23 protein-coding genes are annotated in these 25172 nt (G+C 60.3%); 14 read left to right on the plus strand and 9 right to left on the minus strand.

Annotated elements, in window-relative coordinates:
- Window positions 1-109 precede the first annotated feature (109 nt).
- The gene (locus FHT86_RS16060; protein ID WP_166656836.1) at window positions 110-811 is read left to right on the plus strand and encodes a FadR/GntR family transcriptional regulator; all 702 of its coding nucleotides are present in this window, start codon (window positions 110-112) and stop codon (window positions 809-811) included.
- A gap of 248 nt (window positions 812-1059) precedes the next feature.
- Here the strand turns inward: FHT86_RS16060 and FHT86_RS16065 are convergent, their stop codons facing one another.
- The gene (locus FHT86_RS16065) at window positions 1060-1737 is read right to left on the minus strand and encodes a GntR family transcriptional regulator (protein ID WP_133707777.1); all 678 of its coding nucleotides are present in this window, start codon (window positions 1735-1737) and stop codon (window positions 1060-1062) included.
- Window positions 1738-1938: 201 nt separating this feature from the next.
- Here FHT86_RS16065 and mdcA point away from each other — a divergent pair, with 201 nt between their 5' ends.
- The 8 genes from mdcA (at window position 1939) to FHT86_RS16105 (ending at window position 9603) form a co-directional block, all read left to right on the plus strand.
- Window positions 1939-3585, plus strand: coding sequence for a malonate decarboxylase subunit alpha (gene mdcA, locus FHT86_RS16070; protein WP_133707778.1), 1647 nt, complete (start codon window positions 1939-1941; stop codon window positions 3583-3585).
- 16 nt (window positions 3586-3601) lie between these two features.
- On the plus strand, window positions 3602-3919 hold the full coding sequence (gene mdcC, locus FHT86_RS16075) for a malonate decarboxylase acyl carrier protein (RefSeq protein WP_133707779.1): 318 nt from the start codon (window positions 3602-3604) through the stop codon (window positions 3917-3919).
- The gene (locus FHT86_RS16080) at window positions 3916-4815 is read left to right on the plus strand and encodes a biotin-independent malonate decarboxylase subunit beta (protein ID WP_133707780.1); all 900 of its coding nucleotides are present in this window, start codon (window positions 3916-3918) and stop codon (window positions 4813-4815) included. Before mdcC ends, FHT86_RS16080 begins: the two co-directional genes overlap by 4 nt.
- Window positions 4802-5518: a biotin-independent malonate decarboxylase subunit gamma gene (gene mdcE / locus FHT86_RS16085; protein WP_133707781.1), complete on the plus strand. Its 717-nt coding sequence runs from the start codon at window positions 4802-4804 to the stop codon at window positions 5516-5518. The genes FHT86_RS16080 and mdcE overlap by 14 nt, the downstream gene beginning before the upstream one ends.
- Window positions 5511-6158 carry a malonate decarboxylase holo-[acyl-carrier-protein] synthase gene (gene mdcG, locus FHT86_RS16090; RefSeq protein WP_133707782.1) on the plus strand — a complete coding sequence of 216 codons (648 nt, stop codon included), beginning with the start codon at window positions 5511-5513 and terminating at the stop codon, window positions 6156-6158. Before mdcE ends, mdcG begins: the two co-directional genes overlap by 8 nt.
- Window positions 6155-7006, plus strand: a complete 852-nt coding sequence (mdcB, locus tag FHT86_RS16095) for a triphosphoribosyl-dephospho-CoA synthase MdcB (protein ID WP_133707783.1) — start codon at window positions 6155-6157, stop codon at window positions 7004-7006. The genes mdcG and mdcB overlap by 4 nt, the downstream gene beginning before the upstream one ends.
- Window positions 7000-7920, plus strand: coding sequence for an acyltransferase domain-containing protein (locus tag FHT86_RS16100; protein ID WP_133707784.1), 921 nt, complete (start codon window positions 7000-7002; stop codon window positions 7918-7920). Before mdcB ends, FHT86_RS16100 begins: the two co-directional genes overlap by 7 nt.
- A gap of 315 nt (window positions 7921-8235) precedes the next feature.
- Window positions 8236-9603, plus strand: a complete 1368-nt coding sequence (locus tag FHT86_RS16105; protein WP_133707785.1) for an acetyl-CoA hydrolase/transferase family protein — start codon at window positions 8236-8238, stop codon at window positions 9601-9603.
- 65 nt (window positions 9604-9668) lie between these two features.
- Here FHT86_RS16105 and FHT86_RS16110 read toward each other — a convergent pair whose 3' ends face one another.
- The 4 genes from FHT86_RS16110 to FHT86_RS16125 form a co-directional block, all read right to left on the minus strand.
- Window positions 9669-10742, minus strand: coding sequence for an ABC transporter ATP-binding protein (locus tag FHT86_RS16110; protein ID WP_133707786.1), 1074 nt, complete (start codon window positions 10740-10742; stop codon window positions 9669-9671).
- Window positions 10743-10764: 22 nt separating this feature from the next.
- Window positions 10765-11649, minus strand: a complete 885-nt coding sequence (locus FHT86_RS38085) for a carbohydrate ABC transporter permease (RefSeq protein ID WP_208116663.1) — start codon at window positions 11647-11649, stop codon at window positions 10765-10767.
- Complete coding sequence (locus FHT86_RS16120; protein ID WP_133707787.1) at window positions 11646-12548, minus strand: carbohydrate ABC transporter permease; 903 nt, start codon at window positions 12546-12548, stop codon at window positions 11646-11648. The genes FHT86_RS38085 and FHT86_RS16120 overlap by 4 nt, the downstream gene beginning before the upstream one ends.
- 154 nt (window positions 12549-12702) lie before the next feature.
- Entirely contained in the window at window positions 12703-14043 is a 1341-nt protein-coding gene (locus tag FHT86_RS16125; RefSeq protein WP_133707788.1) for an ABC transporter substrate-binding protein, read from the minus strand.
- A 273-nt stretch (window positions 14044-14316) separates the two neighbouring features.
- Here FHT86_RS16125 and FHT86_RS16130 point away from each other — a divergent pair, with 273 nt between their 5' ends.
- Both FHT86_RS16130 and FHT86_RS16135 read left to right on the plus strand, forming a co-directional pair.
- Window positions 14317-15339, plus strand: a complete 1023-nt coding sequence (locus tag FHT86_RS16130; protein ID WP_133707789.1) for a LacI family DNA-binding transcriptional regulator — start codon at window positions 14317-14319, stop codon at window positions 15337-15339.
- A 155-nt stretch (window positions 15340-15494) separates the two neighbouring features.
- Complete coding sequence (locus FHT86_RS16135; protein WP_133707790.1) at window positions 15495-16994, plus strand: aldehyde dehydrogenase family protein; 1500 nt, start codon at window positions 15495-15497, stop codon at window positions 16992-16994.
- A gap of 261 nt (window positions 16995-17255) precedes the next feature.
- Here FHT86_RS16135 and FHT86_RS16140 read toward each other — a convergent pair whose 3' ends face one another.
- Window positions 17256-18665 carry an FAD-binding oxidoreductase gene (locus tag FHT86_RS16140; protein WP_133707791.1) on the minus strand — a complete coding sequence of 470 codons (1410 nt, stop codon included), beginning with the start codon at window positions 18663-18665 and terminating at the stop codon, window positions 17256-17258.
- Between the two features lie 109 nt (window positions 18666-18774).
- Between FHT86_RS16140 and FHT86_RS16145 the strand changes: the two genes are divergently transcribed.
- Window positions 18775-19680, plus strand: coding sequence for a LysR substrate-binding domain-containing protein (locus tag FHT86_RS16145; RefSeq protein ID WP_133707792.1), 906 nt, complete (start codon window positions 18775-18777; stop codon window positions 19678-19680).
- Window positions 19681-19886: 206 nt separating this feature from the next.
- Here the strand turns inward: FHT86_RS16145 and FHT86_RS16150 are convergent, their stop codons facing one another.
- On the minus strand, window positions 19887-21437 hold the full coding sequence (locus tag FHT86_RS16150) for a trimethylamine methyltransferase family protein (protein ID WP_166656837.1): 1551 nt from the start codon (window positions 21435-21437) through the stop codon (window positions 19887-19889).
- A gap of 88 nt (window positions 21438-21525) precedes the next feature.
- On the opposite strand from FHT86_RS16150, the gene FHT86_RS16155 reads away from it, so the two are divergent.
- The gene (locus tag FHT86_RS16155) at window positions 21526-22452 is read left to right on the plus strand and encodes a LysR substrate-binding domain-containing protein (protein WP_133707793.1); all 927 of its coding nucleotides are present in this window, start codon (window positions 21526-21528) and stop codon (window positions 22450-22452) included.
- A 47-nt stretch (window positions 22453-22499) separates the two neighbouring features.
- Here FHT86_RS16155 and FHT86_RS16160 read toward each other — a convergent pair whose 3' ends face one another.
- On the minus strand, window positions 22500-22997 hold the full coding sequence (locus FHT86_RS16160) for an SRPBCC domain-containing protein (RefSeq protein ID WP_133707794.1): 498 nt from the start codon (window positions 22995-22997) through the stop codon (window positions 22500-22502).
- 88 nt (window positions 22998-23085) lie between these two features.
- On the minus strand, window positions 23086-24072 hold the full coding sequence (locus tag FHT86_RS16165; RefSeq protein ID WP_133707795.1) for a zinc-dependent alcohol dehydrogenase family protein: 987 nt from the start codon (window positions 24070-24072) through the stop codon (window positions 23086-23088).
- 101 nt (window positions 24073-24173) lie between these two features.
- On the opposite strand from FHT86_RS16165, the gene FHT86_RS16170 reads away from it, so the two are divergent.
- The gene (locus tag FHT86_RS16170; RefSeq protein WP_133707796.1) at window positions 24174-25079 is read left to right on the plus strand and encodes a LysR family transcriptional regulator; all 906 of its coding nucleotides are present in this window, start codon (window positions 24174-24176) and stop codon (window positions 25077-25079) included.
- Window positions 25080-25172: the final 93 nt, after the last annotated feature.

Below are 25172 nucleotides of genomic sequence, written 5' to 3' on the forward strand. Positions count from 1 at the left end.
GGTAAGTCCGCACTTAAGAAAATAGGGCTGGAAGTACCCAAGTTCATCGTAGATTTGGAACCAATATTTGAATATGGTTCCAAAAGGTATCGGCCATAGCGAGGAGATAATGCAGAAAGAAGCACCCAAGGATATTGCGCTGGCTGAATTGCGGCGGCGTCTTGAAGCAGGCGATTACGACAATCTGAGGTTACCTCCGGAGCGAGAACTCGCAGCCATGCTGGGTGTCGGGCGGCGGGCAGTTCGCGAGGCGCTCGACGCCTTGGAGAAAGAGGGGTCGGTCTGGAGGCGTCAAGGGCAGGGCACATTCGCCGCCGGATCGCACACATTGCTGGGTGAACAGGAGATTGCCCGGCTTGCACATCGCGTGAATCCACTTGAAGCGATCGAAGCGCGGCTGGCGATTGAACCGTTGCTCGCGCGCCGCGCCGCTTTGCGCGCATCGCAGGCCGATATTGAAGCGATCACAAGACTTGCCGATTCCGCACGAACTGCCAAGGATGCACGCACCTACGAGACCTTTGACATCGCTTTTCATCGCAAGATCGTCAATTGCGCCGGTAATGCGCTTTTCCTGTCGATGTTCGAAATGATCATCAGCGTCAGGCAGAAGGCGGACTGGAAGCATGTGCGCGAATATTATTTCGAGCATGACGGAGCAGAGCGATCCTACGTCGAGCATCGAGCCGTTATCGATTCCATCGTCGAACGTCAGCCAGCTGCAGCCGAAGTGGCAATGCGCGACCACCTCAGCAAAGTTGCGACAGACCTTCTCGGCGTCGACGGCTTTTATCTGAATGTCGCAAAATAGATTTTCAAGCTGACATTCTGGACCGTCAAAATGATCCGTGCGCTTCAAGGTTTTCAATTTTGGTGAGCTTCATGCGATCGTCCCATTCGCTTTGATCGCGACGGTACGAGACCTTGCCCCGATTTTGGACCAGCAAAGCTCGGTCATTTTGCCACAGCCGACCGTAACCGGTGTTGGCGAGGCGGTTCGCAACGCGGAAACCGGCGCGCTGAACGGGTTTTTGCGCCCCTCCGCTATACTGACGTAGACTAGTGAGCCTCTATATAGCGGCGAAGCGCAGTCGCGGCATTGAGCATATGTGCTCTCATGCGCCGGGATGCCGCCTCCCCATCGCCTTCCGCTATCGCTTGCATGATCGCATCGTGCTCGTCCCTCGACCGGCGGAGACGTTCACCCTGTCGAAGCTGCGTGCGCCGGAAGGCAATGAGCCTGGTGCGCACCGCTATCGCATGTTCGGCGAGGAATGTGTTATGCGTGGCGCGATAGATAGCTTCGTGGAACTCGCGATTGAACGCATCATAGGCGTCGAAATCACCTTCCTCGACCATCGGCAACGAGAGATCGTGCAATTCGATCAGATGGCTTCGCTCAAGCGGCGTCATACGATAAGTCGCCAGCCTTACGCACATCGCCTCGATTTCGGCCGATGTTTCGAACATGTCCATGATGCGCTCGGGCGTCATGCGCGCGACGATAACTCCGCGCCGCGCACGCATCTCGACGAGACCGCTGACCGCCAGTTGACGTAGCGCCTCCCGAACGGGAGTCCGCGAGGCGCCGAAACGATCGGCCAATTGCTGCTCATCCAGCGCCGCACCCGCCTCCAGCACGCCCGACGTGATCTCGTCCGTCAGGGCATTGCGAATACGGTCGGACAGCAGGCCCCGATCATCAGCATCGTCCTCGCCCTCAAATCCACTCATCATTTCGCAATCTCCCGGTCTTCCATGCGGTCGCATTATGGAGCGGCCGCGCAGCGGCTGTATGCAAACACCTGCAAAAGCGCCCATATCGCATGCATATTCAGCTAACATAAACCCAATGGGCATGCAATTGTTGACAGCCACTGCGTTTAAGTATACATAGAAATGAAGAACGCCAGATTTTGCATACATGGAGCACCGGAAATGCCAAACTGGAATACACAAAAGGAGGCACTCGCGCTTCGACGCGATGCCGGCCAGCGATATGCCTCCGGCAAAAAGGTGGCCATGGGCGACCTTCCGCGATTTCTTGAAGCCGTCCTCCGGCCCGGCGATCGCGTTTGCCTGGAAGGCGACAACCAGAAGCAGGCCGATGTTCTCGCCAAGGCGCTTGCCGATCTCGATCCCGGCAAAATCCATGATCTTCACATGGTACAGTCGGGCGTCGTGCTTCCGGAGCATCTCGACGTGTTCGAGAAAGGCATCGCTAAGCGGCTGGATTTCTCCTATTCGGGGCCGCAATCGGCGCGCATCGCGCGAATGCTGTTTGGCGGCAAGATCGAGCTCGGCGCCGTTCATACTTATCTCGAACTCTTCGCCCGTTATTTCATCGATCTGACGCCGCAAGTCGCGCTGATCGCCGCCGTCAGTGCAGACCGCGACGGCAATCTCTATACCGGCCCGAACACCGAAGATACGCCGACCGTGGTGGAGGCCACCAGTTTCAAAAGCGGGTTGGTCGTGGCGCAGGTAGCCGAAATCGTAGACAAGGTGCCGCGTGTCGATATCCCTGGAGACCTCGTCCACTTCGTAGTCGAAGCGGAGAAGCCGTTCTATGTCGAACCCCTGTTCACGCGTGATCCGGCCGCGATCACCGAGACACAAATTCTGACGGCGATGCTCGCCATCAAGGGACTTTACGCGCCTTACGGTGTTCGGCGCCTCAACCACGGCATCGGCTTCAACACCGCCGCGATCGAGCTGCTGCTCCCAACCTACGGCGAAAAACTCGGCCTGAAGGGCAAGATCTGTACGCATTTTGCGCTCAATCCGCATCCCAGTCTCATCCCGGCGATCGAAGCGGGGTGGGTCGAGCAGATCCACAGCTTCGGCTCCGAGGTCGGCATGGAAGACTATCTCTCAGCACGCTCGGACATCTTCTTTACCGGTCCGGATGGATCGCTTCGCTCCAATCGTGCCTATAGCCAGGTCGCAGGACTCTATGCCTGCGACATGTTTATCGGCTCGACGCTACAAATCGACCTTCAGGGCCATAGCTCGACGGTCACGGCCAACCGCATCGCCGGCTTCGGCGGTGCGCCAAACATGGGGTCCGATCCGCGAGGACGCCGTCATCCGAGCGAACCCTGGCTGAAGGCGGGCGCCGATGCGGATCCTGACGCATTGCCCAGCCTGCGCCGTGGACGCAAGCTCGTGGTGCAGATCGGCGAGACCTTTGGCGAAAAGAACGTGCCGCTGTTCGTTGAACAGCTCGACGCGCTGGAGCTCGCCGACAAGCTCGATCTCGATCTGGCTCCTGTCATGATCTACGGCGACGATGTCACACATATTATCACCGAGGAAGGCATCGCCAATCTCCTGCTCTGCCGCGACAAGGACGAGCGCGAACAGGCGATCCGTGGTGTCGCGGGATATACGGATGTCGGCCGGGCACGCGACCGCAAGATGGTCGAACGACTGCGTGAGCGCGGCGTCATCCGCCGCCCGGAGGATCTCGGCATCGATCCGCTCGAAGCCGACCGCCGCATGCTGGCTGCGCGTTCGATCAAGGATCTCATGCTCGCCTCGGGCGGCCTTTACCAGCCTCCGAGCCGGTTCCGAAATTGGTGATGAGGAAGATCAGCCTATGGAAAAGCTCAGTTTCACAATGAAAGCGACAAGCGCCGCAGCCGGAACGCGTGACCGCGCCATCGTCGGAGTCGTCGGCTCCGGCAATCTGGAAGTCCTTATCGAGCGGCGTCTGCCGGCGGATATCTGCAAAATCGATGTCGCCACGGCGGCGCACGGCTTTGCGGCGGTCTGGGAAGCGGTGATCGACGATTTCGTGACGCAACGGCCCGCCGGCGGCCTGCACATCTCCATCAACGACGGCGGAGCACGCCCCGACATGGTCTCCCTCCGCCTCGCTCAAGGCGTTCGTCTGCTCGAGGAGCGTGAATCATGACATCCGCAAATAGTTGGTACGAGGCAGGCGCTCGTCAGCGCGTCGCTGCGCTTCTCGACCCCTGCAGCTTCGTCGAATTCATTGGCCCCGAACAGCGCGAAATCAGTCCGCATCTGGCAATCTTCGATCTCCCGGAACAATTCGACGACGGCATGATCGTCGGTCGCGGCACTATCAAAGCGCGGCCCCTATTGATAGCAGCCCAGGAGGGGCGCTTCATGGGGGGCGCCTTCGGCGAGGTGCATGGCGCCAAGCTCACCGGCCTTCTCCGCGCGGCGCGGGCGCTTGGCCAAGACGTGCTGATCCTGTTCGATACCGGCGGCGTCAGGCTGCAGGAGGCCAATGCAGGTGAACTCGCCATAGCCGAAATCATGCGCGCACTCGTTGAGGCGCGGATGGCTGGCGTGAAAGTCATCGGCCTGATCGGCGGCCGCGCTGGATGTTATGGCGGCGGCGGTTTGATCGCCGGATGCTGTACCGCGCTGATCGTTTCGGAACAGGGACGCATCAGCGTCAGCGGTCCCGAAGTGATTGAGACGAACAAGGGCGTCGAGGAGTTTGACTCACGCGACCGCGCCCTTGTCTGGCGCACGATGGGCGGCAAGCACCGCTATCTGATCGGCGGCGCCGATGCCTTCGTCGATGACGACGTTCCGGCGTTTCGAGACGCAGCCTTCTTGGCGCTTGCTGGCAAAGGCCGGCTCGATATCGATGTATTGGAGGCCGAGCAGCAGCGTCTCGAACGTCGCCTTCATCGTTTCGACAAGGCGCATGACGCCGTCGATATCTGGACAGCGCTTGGCGTCAGCAAACCGGCCGAAATTCCCAGCCTTGCAACCAACGATTTTCTGAGCCGCAGCACAGACAAGAGGGAGACGGCCAATGACGCTCGCTGATATCCTTGCCTCATTATTCCCCGCCGGTCATGAAGTTGCTATCGCGGACAATCTGATTGCCGGCCGTGGAACCATCGACACCACCCCGGTTCATGTCATCGGTATCGCCGACGAAAGCCCGCTCGGCTGTGACGGGGCGCTCATCCTCGCGGGCCGGGTTCTGGATATCATCAGACAGGACGACACGGCACCCATTCTTGTGCTGATCGATTCCTCCAGCCAGCGAATGAGCCGGCGCGACGAATTGCTCGGCCTCAGCGAATATCTGGCCCATTTGGCAAAGACGCTGCTGTTGGCGCAAGCACGGGGCCATCGTACCATAGGCCTGCTATATGGTGGCAGCGCCGCCGGAGCCTTCATCGCTACCGCTCTTGCGACCGGCACACTCGTAGCACTTCCTGGTGCACACCCGGCGGTGATGGATCTCCCTTCGATGGCGCGTGTCACCAAGCTCCCGATCGAGGTGCTGAAGGCAAAGGCCGCAACGACGCCGGTTTTCGCGCCCGGACTGGAAAATCTGGCTCAGACCGGAGCCATTCACGCCGTATGGAATCCCGACCAGTCTCTCGCCCAGCAGTTTCTCGCACTTCTGGCGGAGTCGGCCAGCAACGACGCACGCGATCGTCTGGGACAAGACCGGGGCGGGCGCCCAAAGGCGGCATCTATTGCTGAGCGCGTCGAAAAGGAATCTTCCCATGCCTGAGATCTTCCGGCGGCACACCATGGTAAAACCCTCGTCTCGCGCATGGGCCGCATTGATGATGCAGCGTCCTGATCTGGCGAATGAACCTCTCGTCGCGGGATGGGCCGACGCCGGCTTTCCGCTTGTCGTCCGGCGAGCTCTCTGTGATGAGACGCCACAGACTATCTCTCTCGGCCTTCCCTTGCCGCCGGCACAGGGCAAGCGCCGCATTGCGCTAACGCTCGATCGGAATGATATCCTGGCCGCCGAGCCACCGCCATTGCTGTCGGACGCCGTGGTATCCGCGCCCGTTTCCTGGCACGCAAGCATCGATCGATTGATCCGCCTTGATCCGAACGTAAGGACTTTCGGCAGCCTGGCTTGGCAATATCTGACGGGATTGCCTTACCTTTCCGCTGGCTCGGACCTCGACCTGCTCTGGCGGTTGCCGACCAACGGCGATATCGACTCACTGCTTGAGGGCATTTCGGCCATAGAGCGGATATCGCCCATGCGCATCGACGGCGAGATCGATAGCGCCGTGGGCGCCGTACAGTGGCGGGAACTGCGAAATACCGGCGCGGATGGCGTTCTCGTCAAGACGCTGCATGGTGTAATAGCCGTTCCCCGCGTGGATCTTTTCGTGGGGAGCATGCAATGATCGCCGCGACCCTTCATCACTCCGCGCCCTTGCCGAATTTGGGCAGCGAGGAGATCGGCAGCCTTGCCGCACGCTGCCTCCGACTGGAAGTCGAAACCTACCCCAAACCCGGCCTTGTCAGCCACATCGACAACGGCGCGCATCGCGACATGAACGCTGCATTGTTGATCCGCAGCGCGGAAACGCTTGCGCCCTTTTTCACCGATCTTGCCGCGGCGGGTGCCGCGGGCGCGGGCATGGATCGACTGCGCGCGATCGGCATTGCCGCCGAACAGGCCATGCTGACTGCGACCGGCGGGGTGAACACGCATCGCGGCGCAATTTTCGGCCTCGGTCTTCTTGCCGCCGCAGCCGGTTTTCGGCAGGCCTACGGCATCCGCCGCGCTCTCGGTGCTATCATCGCCGAGCGATGGGGACCTGCAATCCTGTCTGGCCCCGCCTCGCTTCATAGCCACGGCGCCAATGCGGCTCGGCGTTATGGTGCCGGCGGCGCTCGCGCCGAAGCGGCTCAGGGCCTGCCATCGGTCTACGAGATCGCCCTGCCGGCGCTGCGAACCGGCCGGGCCGCCGCTTGCGGCGAGGAGGCCGCACGCGTCCATGCCTGCATGGCCCTGATCGCTTCCGTCGAAGATACCAATCTCCTGCATCGGGGTGGCGTGGAGGGGTTGACCTTCGCACAGGCACAAGCCGCGACTTTCCTCCGGGAAGGCGGCGTTGCCCACACGGACTGGCAGGTTCGGGCGGCCTCGATCCACCAGGCCTTCACGGCCCGCAATCTCAGCCCTGGCGGTTGCGCCGACCTGCTGGCCATGGCGCTGTTCGTCGATCGGTGGGAGACATCATGCTAGCTCTGCTTTGTGGCGGGCAGGGATTGCTGTCCGCGAATATGTTCGATCTTGTCGGCGACCGGCCGGAGGCGGCGGCGATATTCGAGGAGGCAACCCAACTCCTCGGAGGCGATCCGCGCGAACTCGTCCACGGCAATTCGGATGATCGGCTCGCGGACAACCACATGAGCCAGATACTCACCGTAACCTCGACGCTGACGATCTACGCCTGCATTCGGGATATCCTGCCCAGCCAATTCGCTGTCGCCGGCTATAGCGTTGGCGAAATGGCCGCCTGGAGTATCGCGGGAGTTTGGACCACCGAGACCGCGCTGAGACTTACGGATGAGCGCGCCCGCGCCATGAACGCCGCCGGCGGGTTCGGCGGCCGGCTGGGCTATGTCCGCGGACTGCGCCGGCCAGTGGTGCAGCGTCTGGCTGAACAGCATCATTGCTCTATCGCCATCATCAATCCAGGCGATCTCTTCGTGATAGGCGGCCTTGAAACCGATGTCGTCGCGTTCTGCGCAGAGGCATTGTCGGCTGGCGCGATGCGCGCCGATCTTCTCGCCGTAAAAATCGCCTCCCACACCCCGCTTCTCGCAGCGGCGGTCGCTCCGCTACGGCAAGCGTTCGCCGCAGCAACATCCGGTGGACCGACCGCCGGTCGCCTGCTGCTGGCCGGAGGTGACGGCGAACGTGTCGTCGCCGCGACAACCGCAACAGCGAAGCTTGCTGCGCAGGTCGCGTCTCCAATCGATTGGGCCACGACGCTTGAGGTTCTTTCCGAATTCGGCGTGACGCACGCCCTCGATCTCGGACCTGGCCATGCACTCGCCGAGATGGCGCACGCCGCACTTCCCGATGTCCGAAGCTACGCCGCCGAGGCTTTCCATTCCATAGAAGGGGTCCGTGACTGGATCGTATCCCAATGAACCGCAAGAACCTTCAGCGTCCGTCGATTCCAGCGACGGGTCGTTCGCGCCACGCAGCATGACCCACTGCCCAGCTCAACTAGCTCTTGGCAGGCCTGATCCTAAACCTGCGTACAACGCATTGCCTTACGAGATCTCACTCGAAGGCCACGTCAATGCGCGTCCAGTCTTGCAAAATGGGAGTGTTGCGCGCTTTTTATAGAGCGTGTTCTGCGGCAGACGTAAGCGCCCGCAACGGTCGCAAATGCCGGTGAGGATGTGATCATGGATATGGATGCTGATTTGTACTGAAAAGTGCACTGGGAGGAGGGCCCAATGACCACGATCTATCAGACGCTGTATCGCGAACGGCTGACATCCGCAAAGAGGGCGGTCACTATGATCCCCTCGGGCGCGAAGGTCGCGATGCCGATAGCCGCGGGTCAGCCACCCGCCATTCTTGCGGCACTTGCCGAGCAGGCCCGGGCCGGAGCCGTCGACAATGTACGGCTCCATTATCTCCTTTGTACCGGTGTGGCGGGCACCAGCGTCTTCGATTTCGACCTGCGCCACCGGATCATCCCCATAAGCTATTTTCACGGAGGCGTGGAGAGAGCGCTCGACCAGAGGCGATCGGCGGAGGCATTGCCCGCTGTCGACCTGGTGCCCTGCCATTTCAGTCAGGTGCCGCGCTCGTTGGTCGAGCACGTCGGGGTAGATACGCTGATTGCAACGGTTGCGCCGATGGATGCGGACGGCAATTTCAGCCTCGGCGCCAGCACCGACTATGCGCTCACAGTATCGCGGAAGCCAGGAATTCGGCTGATCCTCGAAGTCAATGCCAAGATGCCCTATGTGCGGGGCGATTGCATGATCCCCGTATCGAGCGTAACGGCGCTGGTCGAAAACGATGTCAGCCTGCCGATCCTGCCGCCTGCGCCACGCAACGAAGTCGACGATGCCATCGGTGCGATCGTCGCGGGGCTCGTGGAAGATGGTGATTGCCTGCAAATGGGTATCGGCGCGCTGCCGGATGCGGTGTGCTCGCGGCTTTCGCATCATCGCCACCTTGGCATCCATACGGAAATGATGACGGTGGGTCTCGCCAATCTGGTCAAGGCGGGCGTGGTCGACAACAGCCGCAAGCAGACGCATGTCGGGCGGTCAATCTTCACCTTTGCACTGGGGGATCAATCGCTTTACGACTTCCTGAACAACAATCCGGATGTCGAAGCCCATCCGGTCGACTATGTGAACAACCCTTTCGTCATTTCGCGGAACGACCGGGCGGTGTCGGTCAACGCGACGCTGCAGATCGATCTGAACGGCGCGTGCAATTCGGAATTCATGAATGGCAGGCAGTTCAGTGCATCCGGAGGCCAGGTCGATTTCGTGCGCGGCGCCTATGCTTCGCGTGGAGGGCGGTCGATCATCGCCTGTCACGCCACGGCGGCGAAGGGCACGCTCTCGCGCATCGTTCCGGCTTTGACAGGGCCGGTGACGACATCACGCAACGACACGCATATCGTCGTCACGGAATATGGATGGACGAACCTCAAGGGAAAGTCCGTGGCTGAGCGGGCAAGGGCGCTGATCGCATTGGCCCACCCCGATTTTCGCGAGGAGCTGGACCGGGCAGCTCATGGAGCGGGGCTTTATGCTGATACTGCGCTGGATACACGGACTTTGAACACCGAGCATTAAGATGAGAAGCTCGTCGGGTTGAGTTTGCCGACGCGTGGTCTCCACCCGAGTGCTTTTGTGTCTGACTAGGCGAGATCGCGACTAAATCTTCGCCAGGCCTTGCCTTCCGCATCGAAAAGATGGAGCTCGGCCATGTCCAGTACCAGCCCCACCGTTTCGCCGACCGAAAGTCGCGCATTGCCGGGCAGGCGCACGGTAACCAGCTCGCCCTCGCCAAGTGCGATATAGGCATAGGTGTCCGATCCCAGCCGCTCGACCACATCGACTTTGCCGTCGATATTGCCCTGGCCGGCGGCAGCGACCGTGATATTTTCCGGCCGCGCGCCGACTTTCGCAATGTCGGCCTGTGCGGAAGGAAGACCGAGGTGCCCTGTGCCTGCGATGCGAAGTCCGCCGTTGACATGCGCGGCATCGAAGACGTTCATCTTAGGCGATCCCAGGAACTGGGCGACAAAAAGATTAGCCGGCCTTTCATAGAGATCGATCGGTGAACCGACCTGCTGGATCGCACCGTCCTTCAGCACGACGATCTTGTCGGCGAGCGTCATCGCCTCCACCTGATCGTGGGTGACATAGATCATCGTCGCGCCCAGCCGCTGATGCAGCTTGGCGATTTCGATGCGCATCTCGGCCCGGAGCGCGGCGTCGAGGTTCGACAGCGGCTCGTCAAACAGAAACGCGACGGGATCGCGCACGATGGCGCGGCCGATTGCGACACGCTGGCGCTGGCCGCCGGAGAGTTCCTTCGGCTTGCGGTCGAGATAGGTCTCAAGCCGAAGCGAGGCGGCGGCGGCCTGTACGCGCCGCTCGATCTCCGCTTTCGGCGTCCTCGCGACTTCCAGCCCGAAAGCCATGTTGCCGCGCACCGTCTTGTGCGGATAAAGCGCATAGGATTGGAAGACCATGGAAAGGCTGCGATCGGCCGGCCCGAGGTCCGTCACATCCTCGCCGTCGATCAGGATGTTGCCCGACGTCACCTCTTCAAGCCCGGCGACCAGGCGCAGCAACGTCGACTTGCCGCTGCCCGACGGGCCGACGAAGATCACGAATTCTCCGTCCTCGATGCGCAGGTCGACGCCGCCGATGATGTTCAGCGAACCGAAGGATTTACGGATGTTGCTAAGTTCTATGACAGCCACTTTTGTCTCCTTTGCGCCCGCATCAAGCCTTGACGCCGCCGGCCCCGAGGCCGCCTTGCCAGAAGCGCTGCATGACGATGAAAGCGATGATGACGGGAACGATGCTGAGAAGCGCGCCGGCAAGAACCAGCGTGAACAATGCCGCGCCGCCGCCGCTACCGACGGTTGCGGTCGCATACCATTGCGCCAATCCGACCGTGACCGGGAAGTATTCGGCCGAACTCAGCACCACGAGCGGCAGGAAGTAATTGTTCCAGGTGGCCACGAAGGCGAGGATCAAGACCGTCGCGAAGCCGGGCATCAGCAGCCGGAGCGTTAAGGCCGTGAAGATATGGAATTCGCCGGCGCCGTCGACACGGCCGGCATCGATCAATTCGTTCGGAATGGCATCGTCGGCATAGACCCGCATCAGGAAGACGCCCGGCGGGAAGACCAGCGACGGCAGGATGACCGCCCAGGGCGTATTGACCATGCCGACCTTCGACATCAGCAGGAAAAGCGGCACAACCAGCGCCGTCTGCGGGATCATGACCGCACCGAGAATGATGGCGAAAACCAGCCGCTTGCCGAAGAACTGATATTTCGCCAAAGCATAGCCCGCCATCGTGGAAAATAGCGCCGCTCCGACGCCGGCGGCCGTCGCGTAACCGATCGTATTCAGCAGCCAGCGACTAAAAATGCCGTCCTGATAGGAAAAGACGTCGTGAATGTTCTGGAGCAGGTGGAAATCGCTCGAGAACCAGAGCCCGAAAGTCGTGAAGAGATCGTTGTTCGACTTGGAGGCCGAGACCACCACATAGAACAGCGGCAAGATCGTATAGAGCCAGATCACGAAAAGAATGGCGCTCAGCATCCAGCGATTGCGCCGGAAGCTCGGGGAACGTTTGGACTTGCCGACGATCGTCATGCGCGGCTCCCCCGGTTCACGATCAGCATGAAGACGTAGGAGATGACGGCCGTTACCGCCCCGAGGACGAAGGAGACGGCAGCCGAATAATTATATTGCTGGTTGGAGAAGGCGAGCGAATAGGCGTAGTAGTTCGGCGTGTAGGAATTGCTGATCTGCGCCGGCGCAATGTTGTGGAGCAGATAGGGTTCGGAGAAGAGCTGCAACGAGCCGATGATTGAGAAGATGATGGTCACCACCACCATCGGCGCGATGAGCGGCAGTTTGACCTTCAGCGCATAGATGAAACCGTTCGCGCCATCCATCGCGGCCGCCTCCTCGAGATCGGCTGGAATTGCCTGAAGCGCGGCGTAATAGATGATCATCTGGTAACCGGTATATTCCCAGTTGGCGATATTGGCGATTGACGGCAGCACTGTGCTGGCCGCCAGGAAATCCGGCGCCGGCAGATGCAGCGCGTTAGCGAGCTGGGTGAAGGGGCCGAAGGCCGGACCATAGAGATAGCCCCAGATCAGCGTCGCGATCACCGCCGGCACGGCATAGGGCAGGAACAGGCTGACGCGGAAGAAGCTCTTCAGATACACGGTGCCGCTATCGAGGATCAGCGCAATCAACAGTGCGACCGCCACCATGCCGGGGATCTGGATGATGGCGAATTTCAGGAGAACGATGACCCCCTGCCAAAACTTCGGGTCGCCGAGCGCACGGATGAAATTGTCGGCTCCGACGAATTTCGTGCCGGCGACGACGGTCGTCCGGTAGATCGCCAAATTGAAGGCATAGACCATCGGGGCGATGAGGAAGGCAAGAAACAGCAGGGTGAAGGGAGCAAGGAAAAGATAGGGTGCGACGCGCTTGCTGATAAGGTGTCGCCGCTTCTTCGGTCTCGGACCGGCCATGCATCAGCCTCCGGAATGTCACTGGATAAAAAAAGGGGATGCCGACACAAGATCGGCATCCCAGGGGGCTGCCAAAGCAATTCCGGAAAAATGCGCTGCAATTTTCCGTTTTGAATTGCGAAAGACAAAACCAGAGCGGTTCGATGGAACCGCACTAGTTGGAGACGGTATAGCCCTGGTCGTTGGCGTAGGCGGTCACGGTATCCTGCAGACGGTCGAAGGCGTCGCCGAGCGAGCCCTTGCCGCCGATGGAAGCCGAAAGTTCCTGCTGCACCTGGCCGGCGAGATAGTCCTGGAACGGCGCATATTTGAAGGATACGTCGACGTGCTTGGCGCTTTCGGCGAAGACTTCGTTGACTGCCTGGCCGCCATAGAGATCGTATTTGTGGCTCATGATCTCCGGGTCGGCGACCAACGCCTTGGTGACCGGGAACAGGAATTGCTTGGTCGTCCAGAGCTTGGTCGTTTCCGGATCGCCACCAAGGAACATGGCGAGCTGAGCGGCTTCCTTCGGATGTTTCGTCGTATTGAAGACGGCAATCGTCGAACCGCCGAGATTGGCCGACACATATTGGCTGGCGTCCCACTGCGGCATGGGCGCGGCGCGCCAGTGTCCGAAGCTTTTCTTGGCAAATTGCGGAATGAAGACGGCGCCCCATGCACCCGTGATCCAAGAAGCGTAGACGCCTTCATCGAGACCGGTGAACCAATCGGTCGTCCACACCGGTGTCTTGACGCCGACGGCATTGGCGTCGATCAGGTCCTGCCAGAAGGCAGCCCATTTCTTGGCGACCGCGTCATTGAGATTGAGCTTGAGGTTGGTCCCGTCGAGCTCGAACGGTTTCCAGCCGGCTTGCGCCAGCAGCGCAATCACCCATCCGCCATCGGCCGTTCCGCCGAAATTGGTGAGGAAGGTGCCTGGGGAGGCTTTTGAAAGAGCCTTCGACTGCGCGGAGAAATCCGCCCAGGTCTTCGGCACTTCGATCTTGTGATTGTCGAGCACGTCGGCGCGATAGAGGATGCCCATCGGGCCGCTGTCCCACGGAATGCCGTAGACGGCGTCGCCGATCGAGGCGGAAGACCACGTCCAGTCGATGAACTTGTCCTTGACGTCGTTGGCGCCGTATTTGGTGAGATCGAGGAGTGAATTGAGCTGGGCAAAGCCCGGAATGTTGGTGAACTCGATCTGGCAGACATCTGGCAGGCCCGTGCCGGCGCGGATTGCGTTGCGCACCTTGGCATATTCGTCGGGGCCTTGACCGGCATTTTCCAGCTTGACGCTGATGTTCGGGAAGGCCTTGGCGAAGAGATCAAGCTCTGCCTGGGTGTTCGGCGTCCAGGCCCACATGGTCAATTCGACCTTCTCCTGTGCCCCGGCTGGCGTTGCAACGCCCGACAGCGCAAGGCCGGCGGCGCCGGCACCGGCTGCCTGCAGGAATTGGCGGCGACCAAGCATCAAAGCCTGCAAGAAATCGTCCCTGCTCTCATTCGTCATGGATTTTTCTCCTCCCGATCGGCCGTGCACCGCACAGGCCGGACACTCAAAACAGAAATGACAATCGCGAACCCCGCCTCATTCGCAGTCGCAATAATCCAGCATACGCAATTTGCATTGTCAATTGCGCAAATTCTCGTTTTATGCAAATTTGTCCTGCACGTTTTCGTTACGGAGATGGATCGCATTGACCACCTGGCCGTCGATATCGAGGCACTGGGATGGATTTACAGTGGGAATCACCGATTATGAGGACAAATAAGGGGGCTCAGCTTGGTTCGTTCACGTAAATCCGACGCAAACCAGATCGCCATCGCCAAGGCGGCGGGCGTCTCGGTCAGCACCGTTTCCCGCGCTCTGTCGGATGCGCGCGGCATAAGTGACGAACGGCGCATGCAGATCCGCAAACTCGCAGAAGATGCAGGCTACCTCGGCCGCGGCAAGCAGCAGCCGGTCGAGACGCGCCATTTGCGCGCCTATGTCACCGGCAGCCTTGCAACCGGTGGCCTTGCCCCTTTCTACGAGGCCGTCATTGCTGGTCTGCGTTCGTCAGCACGCGACGCAGGCTTTACGCTCTCGATCCGAATGGTCGATGAGGCAAGCCTTGGCCCGGAACGGATGATCCGCGACCAGGAACTGGAAACCGCCGCAATGACGATCTTTGTCGGCATTGACCTGACCGACGCGCTCGCCGCACATTTCCTGAACGGCGTCGACAAGGTGATCCTCGTCAATGGCTACGACCCCGCGATGCGTTTTGATTGCGTCGCGCCTAACAATTTCTTCGGCGCCGAACTTGCAGGCCATACGCTGCTTCGGGCTGGACACCGAAATCTCCTTTATGTTCATGATCATACGCGCTGGACAACAACGCAGCGCCGGCGCGGCTTCTATTCCGCCGTGGAGGCTTATGCGGGCACCACCTGTGCCGCCGTAACGGTTGCGGGTGGCGTCGATACCGAACTCCTGCTCGAAGTCGAGCGGCGCGTGCGGGGGCAATCCCAATGGACCAGCGTCTTCTGCGCCAACGATATGGGCGCCTTCCGGCTGATGAGTGCGTTGGAGGCCGCGGGGCTTAGCGTTCCCGACCAGATCTCCGTCATCGGCTTCGACGATCTGCCTTATGCCGCGCTGATGCATCCACGGTTGACAACGATGCGGGTTGATTGTGCCGAGATGGCGCGCCAGGCCATTGCACTGGTCCAGCGCCGCCTGGCCTATGTCGAAGCGACGCCTCTGCAGATCGAATGCGGTGTTCGGTTGCAGCCCGGCGAAACCGTTACGCAAATTGCGTGATTTTTCGAAACATGCGTAAATTGCTTGCGTAACTTGCGTCTGTGTGCGATCCAAATGCAGGCGTCTGGCCGTGATCGTATCATTGTCGCTTGCTGATCATCGTCGGGCATATCCGTCTTGGCCGTCCATAGAGGTGGCGAAAAGGGCTTTTCAAGATGACCGCTCACTACCGCTTCATTGCCCCCCGCCTCGATGATCCCCGCCTGCTTGGGGATCGCCGCTATTCCATGCTGATCGGCGGCGCTAGCGTTCCTGCCCTTTCCGGCGAGACGATCACCCGCGAAAGTCCCGCCCATCCCGGTCACATCGTCAGCACGATCCCGAAGGGATCGCGCGCCGACGCCGAGCGCGCCATCGCCGCCGCCCGCGCCGCCTTCGATAGTGGTCCGTGGCCACGCATGACCGGCGCCGAGCGTTCACGGATCATGTACCGCATCGGCGAGTCGATCGAAGCGAATATCGAGGAACTCGCTACCATTGAAGCGCTGGAGGTCGGCAAGGCGATTAGCCAGGCGCGCGGCGAAATGGGTTATTCCGCCGAACTCTGGCGCTATGCTGCCGGTCAGGCGCGTGGCCTCGAAGGGGAGACCTATAACGACCTCGGCACAAATACGCTTGGCCTTGTGCTTCGCGAACCTGCCGGCGTCGTCGGTATCATCACGCCCTGGAATTTCCCGCTGCTGATCGGCTCCGAACGCATCCCCTGGGCGATCGGTGCAGGCTGCACGGTCGTCATCAAGCCGAGCGAATTCACCTCCGGCTCGACAATCCGCATGGCGGAACTGGCGCGCGAGGCCGGCCTGCCGGATGGCGTGCTCAATGTCGTCACCGGTTATGGCGCGGATGTCGGTCAGGTCTTTGCGGAACACCCCGATGTCGATGCCGTCAATTTCACTGGCTCGCAGCGTGTCGGCCGCGTCATCGGTAGCTTGGCAGGCCAGAACATCAAGCGCGTCGGTCTGGAACTTGGCGGCAAAGGGCCGCAGGTGGTTTTCTCTGACGCCGATCTGGACGCCGCCGCCGCCAAGATCTCAGGCGGAGCCTTCCATTGCTCCGGCCAGGCTTGCATCGCCGGCAGCCGTCTGATCGTCGCCGACTCCATCGCCGACAAACTCCTGGAAAAGGTCGAGGCATTGGCGGCAAAGATCGTTACCGGCGACCCGCTCAACGACGCCAGCAATGTCGGCGCACTGATCCACCATGCCCATTTCGAAAAGGTCGCGGGCTATGTGGAAGAAGGCAAAGCCGACGGCGCCACCATTTATAGCGGCGGCACCAGGCTTGGCGAAGCCGGCGCCTTCTTTGCCCCGACAATCTTCACCGGCGTCAAGCCCGAGATGTCCATAGCTCGCGATGAAATCTTCGGCCCTGTGCTCAGCACCTTCCGTTTCAGCGATCCGGAAGAGGCAATCGCACTCGCCAACGACACGCCGTTCGGTCTCTCTGCCTGTGTTTGGACAAACAACTTATCGACCGGACTTCAGGCAATCCGCCGGATCAAGGCCGGCCGCACGTGGATCAATGGCATGGGGGACGGCACGCCGCAAATGCCGATCGGCGGCTACAAGCAGAGCGGTATCGGCCGCGAACTCGGTCGCCACGGCTTTGACGAATATTCCGAATTGAAGAATATCCACGTCACGCTGACCCGGTAGCTCGAAGCGGCTAGCCGATAGCGTCGAGCAATGGGCATAGAAGCTCCCGTCGGTCGGACCAAGCTTCCCCATGATTGCGGCGACCGCGACATCGTCGGGCCCCTCGATGCGTATTGCGCGGCCGCTTTGCGTCGCACGAATATGGGCCGGTCTTCAATCTCCGGGATTTCCTGGTCAGCCAGTCGATCACGTTGCGGCCGACAAAGTTCTTAAAAGGACAACATCGCCGAACGGCCTTCATGGGTTCCTGGTCCGGCTCGGTCAGCGCTTTGGCAAGACTACTGTCGGTCTGATGTTCTGATTCAGGAAAAACACATTGGTCGGGTCGTACTTGTTCTTCAGCTCCAAAAGCCGCTGATAGTTCGGCCCGTAGGCTGCCTTCACTCGGTCTTGACCTTCGTCGCCGAGATTGTTCACGTAGACGGCGCCGGTCGAATAGGGCCGTATTGCCGCCCATGCCTCGCGGATCCAGCCCATGTTCTCCTCGTCCCGGTCTGGATCATCCCACATGCCGATCGGAAAGCAGTCGAATTCGGCGTCCCGGCACGCATAGGCGGTTTCTGAAACCGGGACGCGCCTGATCGCCCCGCCGACTTGCTGGAGGACGAGCAGCGCGTTCTCGTTCGGAGCTTTCCGATAAATATCCAGCAAAGCGTCGATTGCATCGTCGGTCAGTTCGTGCATGAACTGTGCCTTCCAAGAGTAACGGCGTCCGCGTGGGAACAAGGCGTCAGCAGCGGATTGCACTTGCAGGTAGGGCTTGCGCATGAGCTGCTCGCTCACCGCCCTGCCTTTGGCATATCCAAGCAGAGGAGCGATGACCTTTTCAGCCTCTCTGGGTACGCCGGAATAGAAAATGGAAACGCTGAACATCCGTTCGCCCGCGGATGTGACCAGAGCAGCGTCAAGGCTGAGTTCCTCCGGCGCCGCCCTCGCGAACTCGTTATAGAACCTCAGCGCATCGCGCGCCTGCGCTTCCGGAAAAGTGACGGAACCGGCAAGAACCTCTGTCCCGATCTCGTAGAGCTGGTATTCGAAGCGGGTGACGATACCGAAGTTTCCACCGCCGCCGCGCAACCCCCAGAAAAGATCCGGATTCTCGTCTGCACTCGCCCGCAAAACCCTGCCGTCAGCGGTGACGATCTCCGCAGACAAAAGATTGTCGCAGGCCAGCCCGTAGCGGCGCCCGAGCTTGCCGAAGCCGCCGCCCAGCGTGAGACCGGCAATGCCTGTGTCGCCGTTGACACCCATGGTCGTTGCCAAGCCGAAGGCTTGCGTGGCACTGTCGAATTCGGCGAGCGTCAGGCCGGCGTCAGCCCAGGCTATGTGCCGCTTGCCGTCCACCGACCTCTTCTTCATGCGGGACAGGTCGATGACAAGTCCGCCTTCGCATACGCAGTTCCCCGCCACGTTGTGCCCGCCGCTGCGCACCGACAGCGGCACATTGCTTTCTCGCGCGAAGGAGAGTGCCGCGACCACGTCGTCAGTGTCTGCACAATAAGTGATCGCGGCTGGCCGTTTGTCGACGAAACCGTTCCAAACGCGCCGTGCCTGCTCGAAGCCGGCATCGGTTGGCAATACCAGGTCTCCGCGAAGGGCGCGGCCGAGCCGGGCTGCATCTCGCAAGCTGCTGCCCGCACCTGCGGTGTGCGTTCCGACATGGGACTGCATTTTCTCTCCCCCCCGAACGATCCGCAGACAGCCTCTCACGAGGGTAGCGCATTTGGCAAAATCGAAGAAATCAGGTGACGGATGAGCTCAATTCATCTACGTTAAAACGATGAGGAAGCTGCCGCCGCTCAATGCGTTGCGAGCCTTTGAGAGCGCCGCCAGGCACCTGAGCTTTCGGCTCGCGGCGGCGGAGCTCGGTGTCACGCCTACCGCAATCAGCCATCAAATCCATCTTCTTGAGGAGATTTGCGGCCAATCTCTCTTTCATCGGCGGCCGCGCCCCCTGCGCTTGACCAAAGCCGGCGAATTGCTCTTTCCCGTCCTGCGCAACGGATTTGACTCCTTCTCCGCGGCGCTCGCAGCGCTTCCCGGCGCAGCGGGAGGCGAGACCTTGCGGGTCACCACGCCCAATGCTTTCGCCAGCCGGTGGCTCGTGCCGCGATTGCCGAGATGGCGCGAAGTCCAGCCTCGGATCGCACTTGAGGTGATCGGTACCGATCGCCCCTTGAACCTAGCGAGCGAAGAGGCCGACGTGGCGATCCGATATGCGCGTCGAATGCCCACCGAGCATGTTGCGCAGGAGCTGTTTCGCGATAGCTATTTTGCGATCTGCCGCGCTGAACTGCTTCCTCAGGGTAAACCTCTTAACCAGCTGGCCGACATGTGCCGGCTACCGCGCATCCACTACGACTGGATGAAGAATGATGCCGAGACGCCGACCTGGCGGCGCTGGTGGATGAAGGCGCGCGAGATCGAGCCCGGACTGCCGCGCGACGCCGACGCCTGCCAGCTCAGCTTCCGCGAGGAGGCGCACGCGATTGCCGCTGTGCTGGCCGGCCAAGGGGTGGCGATTTGCAGCGACATCATTCTGGCGCCGGAACTCGAGCGGGGCGAACTGGTGAAGGCGCACATGCTTTCACTGCCCGGACTGGGGTTTTACCTGCTCCGTCTGCCCGAGCATCCCCGCAAGCACTTGATCATGCTTTTCGCCGACTGGCTCCGCAGCGTGGCGTGATCGCTCATTGGAGAGCCCTTGCAAGAGTGGCGATCCATGCAAATCTATCAAAAAATGCGCCGGCCAGATTAAACTTGGCATCACCCGTGAACATCTGCAGCCCGGTGATTTTGGACCGAGGTCGGATCTTTGTGGCGCTGCTCTAGAATTTCGCGTGCCCGCCGAAGAGCTGTGGCCGCCTCCTTGCTCGAGCGCCGTCTTCCTATTTAGTACCATCCATCGGCCATCGAAGCCTTGCGTTGGGCGACGAAATCGCAGAGTGCTTCGTCGACAGCGGCGTCGAGCGGCGGCGCTTCATATCGTTCCAGGGTCCTTTTCCATTGCCGATTGGCGCGTGTCGCAATATCGGTTGATCCGCCTTCCTCGCTCCATTTCTCGAAGGGTTCGTTATCCGAAAGTGTCGAATCCCAGAAGGCCGTTTGGTAGTTCCGCATCGTGTGCGCTGACCCAAGGAAATGGCTGCCAGGTCCGACTTCCTCGAAGGCGTCGAAAGCCAGCGTGTTGTCATCCACCGTGACCCCGGCGAGGTAGGAATGAAGTGCGCCGCATAGGTCCGTGTCCATCACGAACTTTTCGTAGGACATTGCCAGCAGGCCATCCAGAAATCCCGCCGAGTGCAGAATGAAATTTGCTCCGCAATGAATGGCCGACAGCATTGACATCAGACCCTCCTGCATGGCCTGGCCGTCAGGTAATTTCGAATTGGAGAAGTTGCCGGCGCACCGGAGAGGCAGTCTCAGCCGCCGTGCAAGCTGGCCGATGACCATGGAGCCGATGGCCGGCTCCGGCGTTCCGAAAGTGGGCGACCCCGACCGCAGGGACATGGATGAGAGAAAATTCCCGAAGATAACGGGCGCGCCCTTGCGTTCCAGTTGTGTGAGCGCGCAGCCGGCGAGCGTTTCCGCATAGGATTGAGCGATGGCTCCCGCATTGGTCACCGGTCCCATCGCCCCGCCGAGGATGAAGGGAACGATGACAGCAGCCTGATTGGCGCGGGCGTAGGCCCGCAGCGCCTTCGTCATGGTCCCGTCCCAGACGAGTGGCGAGTTCACATTGACGTTGCCCAGGATGACGCAGTTCCGGTCGACAAAATCTCTACCGAAGAGAATGCGCGTCATCTCGATCGAATCCTCGGCACGATCTTCCGCCGTGACGGATCCCATGAACGCTCGGTCGGAGTACTTGATGTGACTGTAGACCATGTCCAGATGGCGTTTGTTGACAGGCACGTCGACCGGCTCGCAAATCGTACCGCCTGAATGGTGAAGCCACGGGCTTGCTTGGGCGAGTTTGATGAAGTTGCGGAAATCCTCGATCGTTCCGTAGCGACGGCCGCGGTCGAGGTCCATCACGAAGGGCGAACCGTAGGCAGGAGAGAAGACGACCCGATCGCCGCCGATCTCGACGCTGTTTGCGGGGTTGCGGGCATGCTGGGTAAAACTGCTGGGCGCCGAGGAGACGATGTCACGAAGCATGCCCGGCTCAAATCTGACACGCACGCCCTGGACGTCGGCTCCGGCACGCTTCCAGTGATCCACCGATACCGGGTCGTCGCGAAATTCTATGCCGATCTCCGCGAGAATGCGGTCGGCCGTCCGCTCGATCTTCTGGAGGTTTTCCTCTGACAGTATGTCATAAGGCGGAATATTGCGAACGATATAGGGCACCCCGCAAGGCTTCGCGGTCCCGTCACGCCGGGCGGATCGGTTGCTTCGCCCACGTCTACCAACCTTTTCCTCGATAGGCATCTCAGTCATGTCCGCCTCCATAATCCAGACAAAGGCTAGGCCGACACCTGGATCTTGTAACGCTGGAAAAAACTTGGTCTTTGTATAAGTTCACCTTATGGAAACACTGCGACGACTTTTGCCGACGGCATCGACACTGATCATTTTCGAAGCTGCGGGACGACACCAGAATTTTAGCCGGGCTGCCGAGGAACTCGGCATGACGCAGGCCGCCGTCTCCTATGCAGTCAGGAAGCTTGAGGACCAGCTTGGCGTGCCTCTTTTTCATCGCGAGCACCGCAGTGTCGAACTGACCGACGTCGGGGAGCGCTTTCTTGCCGACGTTACCATGGGTTTGTCGCGTATCCAGAGATCGGCCGAAGACATCCGGACGAAAGGCCGTGAATCCAATGTTACGCTCGCAGCGTCAACGGCCTTTGGGTCGATGTGGATGCTGCCGCGACTGGCGCGTTTTCGGGCCGACCTTCCCGAGATCGATCTGCGCATCCAGACCAGTGTCCGGGACCTCGATCTGGACGAGGAGCCGATCCCGCTCGGCGTTCGCGGTGGCGATCCTGCAAGCTGGCCGCGCTATCATTCTGCCATGCTCGCGCCTGAGGTGGTTTTTCCGGTTGCCAGCCCCGGCTTCGTTGAAAAGCGTGGACGGCCAGAGCGGCCGGAGGACCTTCTGAGACTACCGCTGATCCATCTTGAGGAGCCTGTCCGAGCGGCTTGCGATTGGTCCGAATGGTTCGCAAGCACAGGTGTTCGTTATACTGCGCAGCCTAGGCGGCTTGCGATCAACGATTATGTCCTCGTCATTCAAGCCGTACTCGGTGGGGAAGGGGTGGCACTGGGATGGCAACATCTTGTCGGCGAGCAGCTTAAGTCGGGCGCGCTGGTGCCTGTGGGCGGACATGTTCTAGACACCAACCTGGCATTTTATGTCGTTTGGCCACGGTCGCGTGAGCTCAACGCTCAAGCGCGGCGGGTGCGAGATTGGCTCGTCGAGGAAGGGCGACGGGACCGTGAGGGCCGTCGATAGCCACGGCTGGGCGGTCGAACATCACCGCTCAAAGCTCGCACGGCCCATCATATTTCAGTTCGCGCAACGCGTTCCTCGACGACACGCTTCAAGATGGGGAGGGTTGACCGCCAATAGAACTCGGCATGCTTCAGCCCTGATTCTGGACCAATTATCCACCCATCCCCCTGCCGGATCGGAGAGGACGGCACCTGGTGCTCGACCTTCAGCAGAACTTGGCCTCCGTCGGACGACAGGCGAAACGTGATGATGGCGTAGGATGTCGGAGTGTCGGGAAGACCGGAGACACGCGACCAATGGGCATATTGCAGTAGCTCGCAGGGCTCCATGCGCAAGACGTGACCGACGTCGTCGTAGCGTTCGTCTCCGATCATCGTCGAGATCTTAATGGGACTGCCGACCTGCCAGTCGGTCTCAAAGTGCGCATTGCGCCATTTCTCCCCCGCCCAAGAAGCTAAGAGAGCGGTCCAAACTTGCGACGGAGTAGAGATTATACGAATAGACTGAGCAACGGCCTGAAGGTCTGTAAGGCTATCTTTGTCCATAAATTCCTTTCGGCGCGGACGTCCAAGCTTGTTTCGCAACCGTCAGACGCGACCAAATCCGTTCCGGTCGATCTTCACGGAGAGGCGTCTACAGTGTCACGACGATTTTCCCGAACTGCTCGTTTGATTCCAAGTATCGATGTGCGTCAACGATCTGTTCAAAGGTAAAGGTCTTTGCGATGATCGGCCGAAGCGTTCCGGCTTCGAGTCCGTCCAGAATCCATCGCTTGGCTCTCGATAAGCGTTCGGGATCTCCGGTAATTTCATGAACGAGGTAGCCTCGCAGCGTCAGACTCTTGCTCAGCACAGCAGGAAGTGGGAAAGGCGTGGGCTTCTCGCTCAATCCGCCATACTCGATGAGGATACCGCCGCGTGCCATGGCATTCGTGAGTGGTTCAAAGATCGGCCCACCGACGGCATCGAGCACGACTTGAACGCCCGCGCTCCCGGCAATCTCATCCAGGCGCAGTGCAAGATCCTCTTCATCCGTGACGATGACATGCGCGGCGCCCGCGTCGACCAAAGCTTGCCGTTTTCCGCTGTTGCGCGTGCATGCGATCGGGATCGCTCCAATCACGTTGGCAATTTGGATCGCGGCCAATCCAACGCTGCTTGAGGCTGCGGTGATTACCAAAGTGTCGCCGCGGCGGAGTTTGGCCACCTCAACGAGGGCGCCAAACGCCGTCAAATACTGCATCCATGCGGCGGCTGCTTCTTCCCAGCCGAGGTTTGCCGGATGCTTGACCACACGATCAATCGGCACGCAGATATACTCAGCATGGGTTGGCCATTGAACCATGGAAATTGGTGGAATGACGCTTACCGCCTCACCGGGCATGAAGCCTTCAACCCCGTCACCAAGCTTCGTTACGACACCGGCGGCCTCTAGGCCGAGTCCCGATGGCGGCGCCGGTCTCTCGATGTAGGTCCCAGCGCGCATCAGTGCTTCAGCACGATTGAGGCCCAGCGCCCGGACCTGGATTTGAATTTCACCCACGCCGGGCTGTGGCGCTTCGACTGTTTCGAAGGCGAGGACGTCTGGGGCCCCATGCCGATTAAAGCAGACTCTGCGCATTCGCTCACTCCTAACCATCATGCTCTAATGGTCTTTAGCGAGCGCCGACAACCGGATAAATGTGGAGATCGGCTTTTCAGAAATAACCAATGGTTTCGAATATGGATCGACTGACGAGCATGGCGGTTTTCATTAGGGCGGTTGATCTTGGATCATTCGCCAAGGCTGCCGAGGCTCTTGGTCTGTCTGCCCCAATGGTTGGCAAACATGTCCGCTTCCTCGAGGAACGCCTGGGCGTGCATTTGATTAATCGGACGACGCGCCGACAAAGCCTGACGGACTTCGGGCGCAGCTATTACGAACGTTGCCGGCTCATCCTCGCCGAGGTGGAGGCCGCCGATGTGCTCGCGGCCAACCAGCTTTCCGAACCTCGAGGCTTGCTCCGCGTGACGGCCCCTGTGCATTTCGGCCGTCATTGCGTGATGCCGATCCTGATGGCGTTGGTCGACGAGTTTCCCGAGCTTCAACTCGATCTCTCGCTAAGCGATCGCTTCGTCGATTTGGCCGAGGACGGCTACGATCTTGCAGTGCGGACAGGTGATCCTGGAAACCAGGCGGGGATCTCAGGACGCCGTGTTGCTCGCCAGCGAATGATCGTGTGCGGATCGCCACGATATCTTGAGACCGCGAGGCGCCCCACCAGCATCAGCGATTTGCAGCAATTGAAGGGCATCGTCTATCTCCGCTCGGGCATCGTTCCGCCATGGATGTTTCCGCGGGACGGAGACACCCCCCTCGAAGTGCTACCTTCCATTAGCGCGCGTATGGACGATCTTGCTGCGATCGCCGACGCGGTGACATGTGGTGCGGGCCTCGCGTGGCTTCCTTCGTGGCTTGTTCGCGACCGACTTGTTGCCGGCTCCCTCATCGAGTTGTTGCCCGACCTGTCGGGATTTCCGTATGACGTGTCTGCACTGTGGCTGTCGACATCTGCTCCGTTGCCAAAAGTGCGGATCGCAATCGATGCATTGGCCAGGGAATTACCGAAATACATGGGCCATCAGTAGCGTTGCGGGCTCATGGCGGAGGTCGACGCCTTACACAACCACGGTGGAAAGCGGCAAGGCGCCCAGCAGATTGTGTCCGATCTCACTTTTGCG

It is taken from the genome of Rhizobium sp. BK313 (assembly GCF_014193655.1).
GTDB lineage: Bacteria > Pseudomonadota > Alphaproteobacteria > Rhizobiales > Rhizobiaceae > Rhizobium.

What these genes read in the sequence shown, in the direction of transcription:
- FHT86_RS16065 (WP_133707777.1), bottom strand. Translation starts at nt 1,737, where the DNA reads ATGATGAGTGGATTTGAGGGCGAGGACGATGCTGATGATCGGGGCCTG.
- FHT86_RS16080 (WP_133707780.1), top strand. Translation starts at nt 3,916, where the DNA reads ATGACATCCGCAAATAGTTGGTACGAGGCAGGCGCTCGTCAGCGCGTC.
- FHT86_RS16160 (WP_133707794.1), bottom strand. Translation starts at nt 22,997, where the DNA reads ATGGACAAAGATAGCCTTACAGACCTTCAGGCCGTTGCTCAGTCTATT.
- mdcE (WP_133707781.1), top strand. Translation starts at nt 4,802, where the DNA reads ATGACGCTCGCTGATATCCTTGCCTCATTATTCCCCGCCGGTCATGAA.
- mdcA (WP_133707778.1), top strand. Translation starts at nt 1,939, where the DNA reads ATGCCAAACTGGAATACACAAAAGGAGGCACTCGCGCTTCGACGCGAT.
- mdcG (WP_133707782.1), top strand. Translation starts at nt 5,511, where the DNA reads ATGCCTGAGATCTTCCGGCGGCACACCATGGTAAAACCCTCGTCTCGC.
- FHT86_RS16155 (WP_133707793.1), top strand. Translation starts at nt 21,526, where the DNA reads ATGGAAACACTGCGACGACTTTTGCCGACGGCATCGACACTGATCATT.
- FHT86_RS16120 (WP_133707787.1), bottom strand. Translation starts at nt 12,548, where the DNA reads ATGGCCGGTCCGAGACCGAAGAAGCGGCGACACCTTATCAGCAAGCGC.
- FHT86_RS16105 (WP_133707785.1), top strand. Translation starts at nt 8,236, where the DNA reads ATGACCACGATCTATCAGACGCTGTATCGCGAACGGCTGACATCCGCA.
- FHT86_RS38085 (WP_208116663.1), bottom strand. Translation starts at nt 11,649, where the DNA reads ATGACGATCGTCGGCAAGTCCAAACGTTCCCCGAGCTTCCGGCGCAAT.
- FHT86_RS16165 (WP_133707795.1), bottom strand. Translation starts at nt 24,072, where the DNA reads ATGCGCAGAGTCTGCTTTAATCGGCATGGGGCCCCAGACGTCCTCGCC.
- FHT86_RS16140 (WP_133707791.1), bottom strand. Translation starts at nt 18,665, where the DNA reads ATGCAGTCCCATGTCGGAACGCACACCGCAGGTGCGGGCAGCAGCTTG.
- FHT86_RS16150 (WP_166656837.1), bottom strand. Translation starts at nt 21,437, where the DNA reads ATGACTGAGATGCCTATCGAGGAAAAGGTTGGTAGACGTGGGCGAAGC.
- mdcC (WP_133707779.1), top strand. Translation starts at nt 3,602, where the DNA reads ATGGAAAAGCTCAGTTTCACAATGAAAGCGACAAGCGCCGCAGCCGGA.
- FHT86_RS16145 (WP_133707792.1), top strand. Translation starts at nt 18,775, where the DNA reads ATGAGGAAGCTGCCGCCGCTCAATGCGTTGCGAGCCTTTGAGAGCGCC.
- FHT86_RS16135 (WP_133707790.1), top strand. Translation starts at nt 15,495, where the DNA reads ATGACCGCTCACTACCGCTTCATTGCCCCCCGCCTCGATGATCCCCGC.
- FHT86_RS16125 (WP_133707788.1), bottom strand. Translation starts at nt 14,043, where the DNA reads ATGACGAATGAGAGCAGGGACGATTTCTTGCAGGCTTTGATGCTTGGT.
- FHT86_RS16100 (WP_133707784.1), top strand. Translation starts at nt 7,000, where the DNA reads ATGCTAGCTCTGCTTTGTGGCGGGCAGGGATTGCTGTCCGCGAATATG.
- FHT86_RS16170 (WP_133707796.1), top strand. Translation starts at nt 24,174, where the DNA reads ATGGATCGACTGACGAGCATGGCGGTTTTCATTAGGGCGGTTGATCTT.
- mdcB (WP_133707783.1), top strand. Translation starts at nt 6,155, where the DNA reads ATGATCGCCGCGACCCTTCATCACTCCGCGCCCTTGCCGAATTTGGGC.
- FHT86_RS16060 (WP_166656836.1), top strand. Translation starts at nt 110, where the DNA reads ATGCAGAAAGAAGCACCCAAGGATATTGCGCTGGCTGAATTGCGGCGG.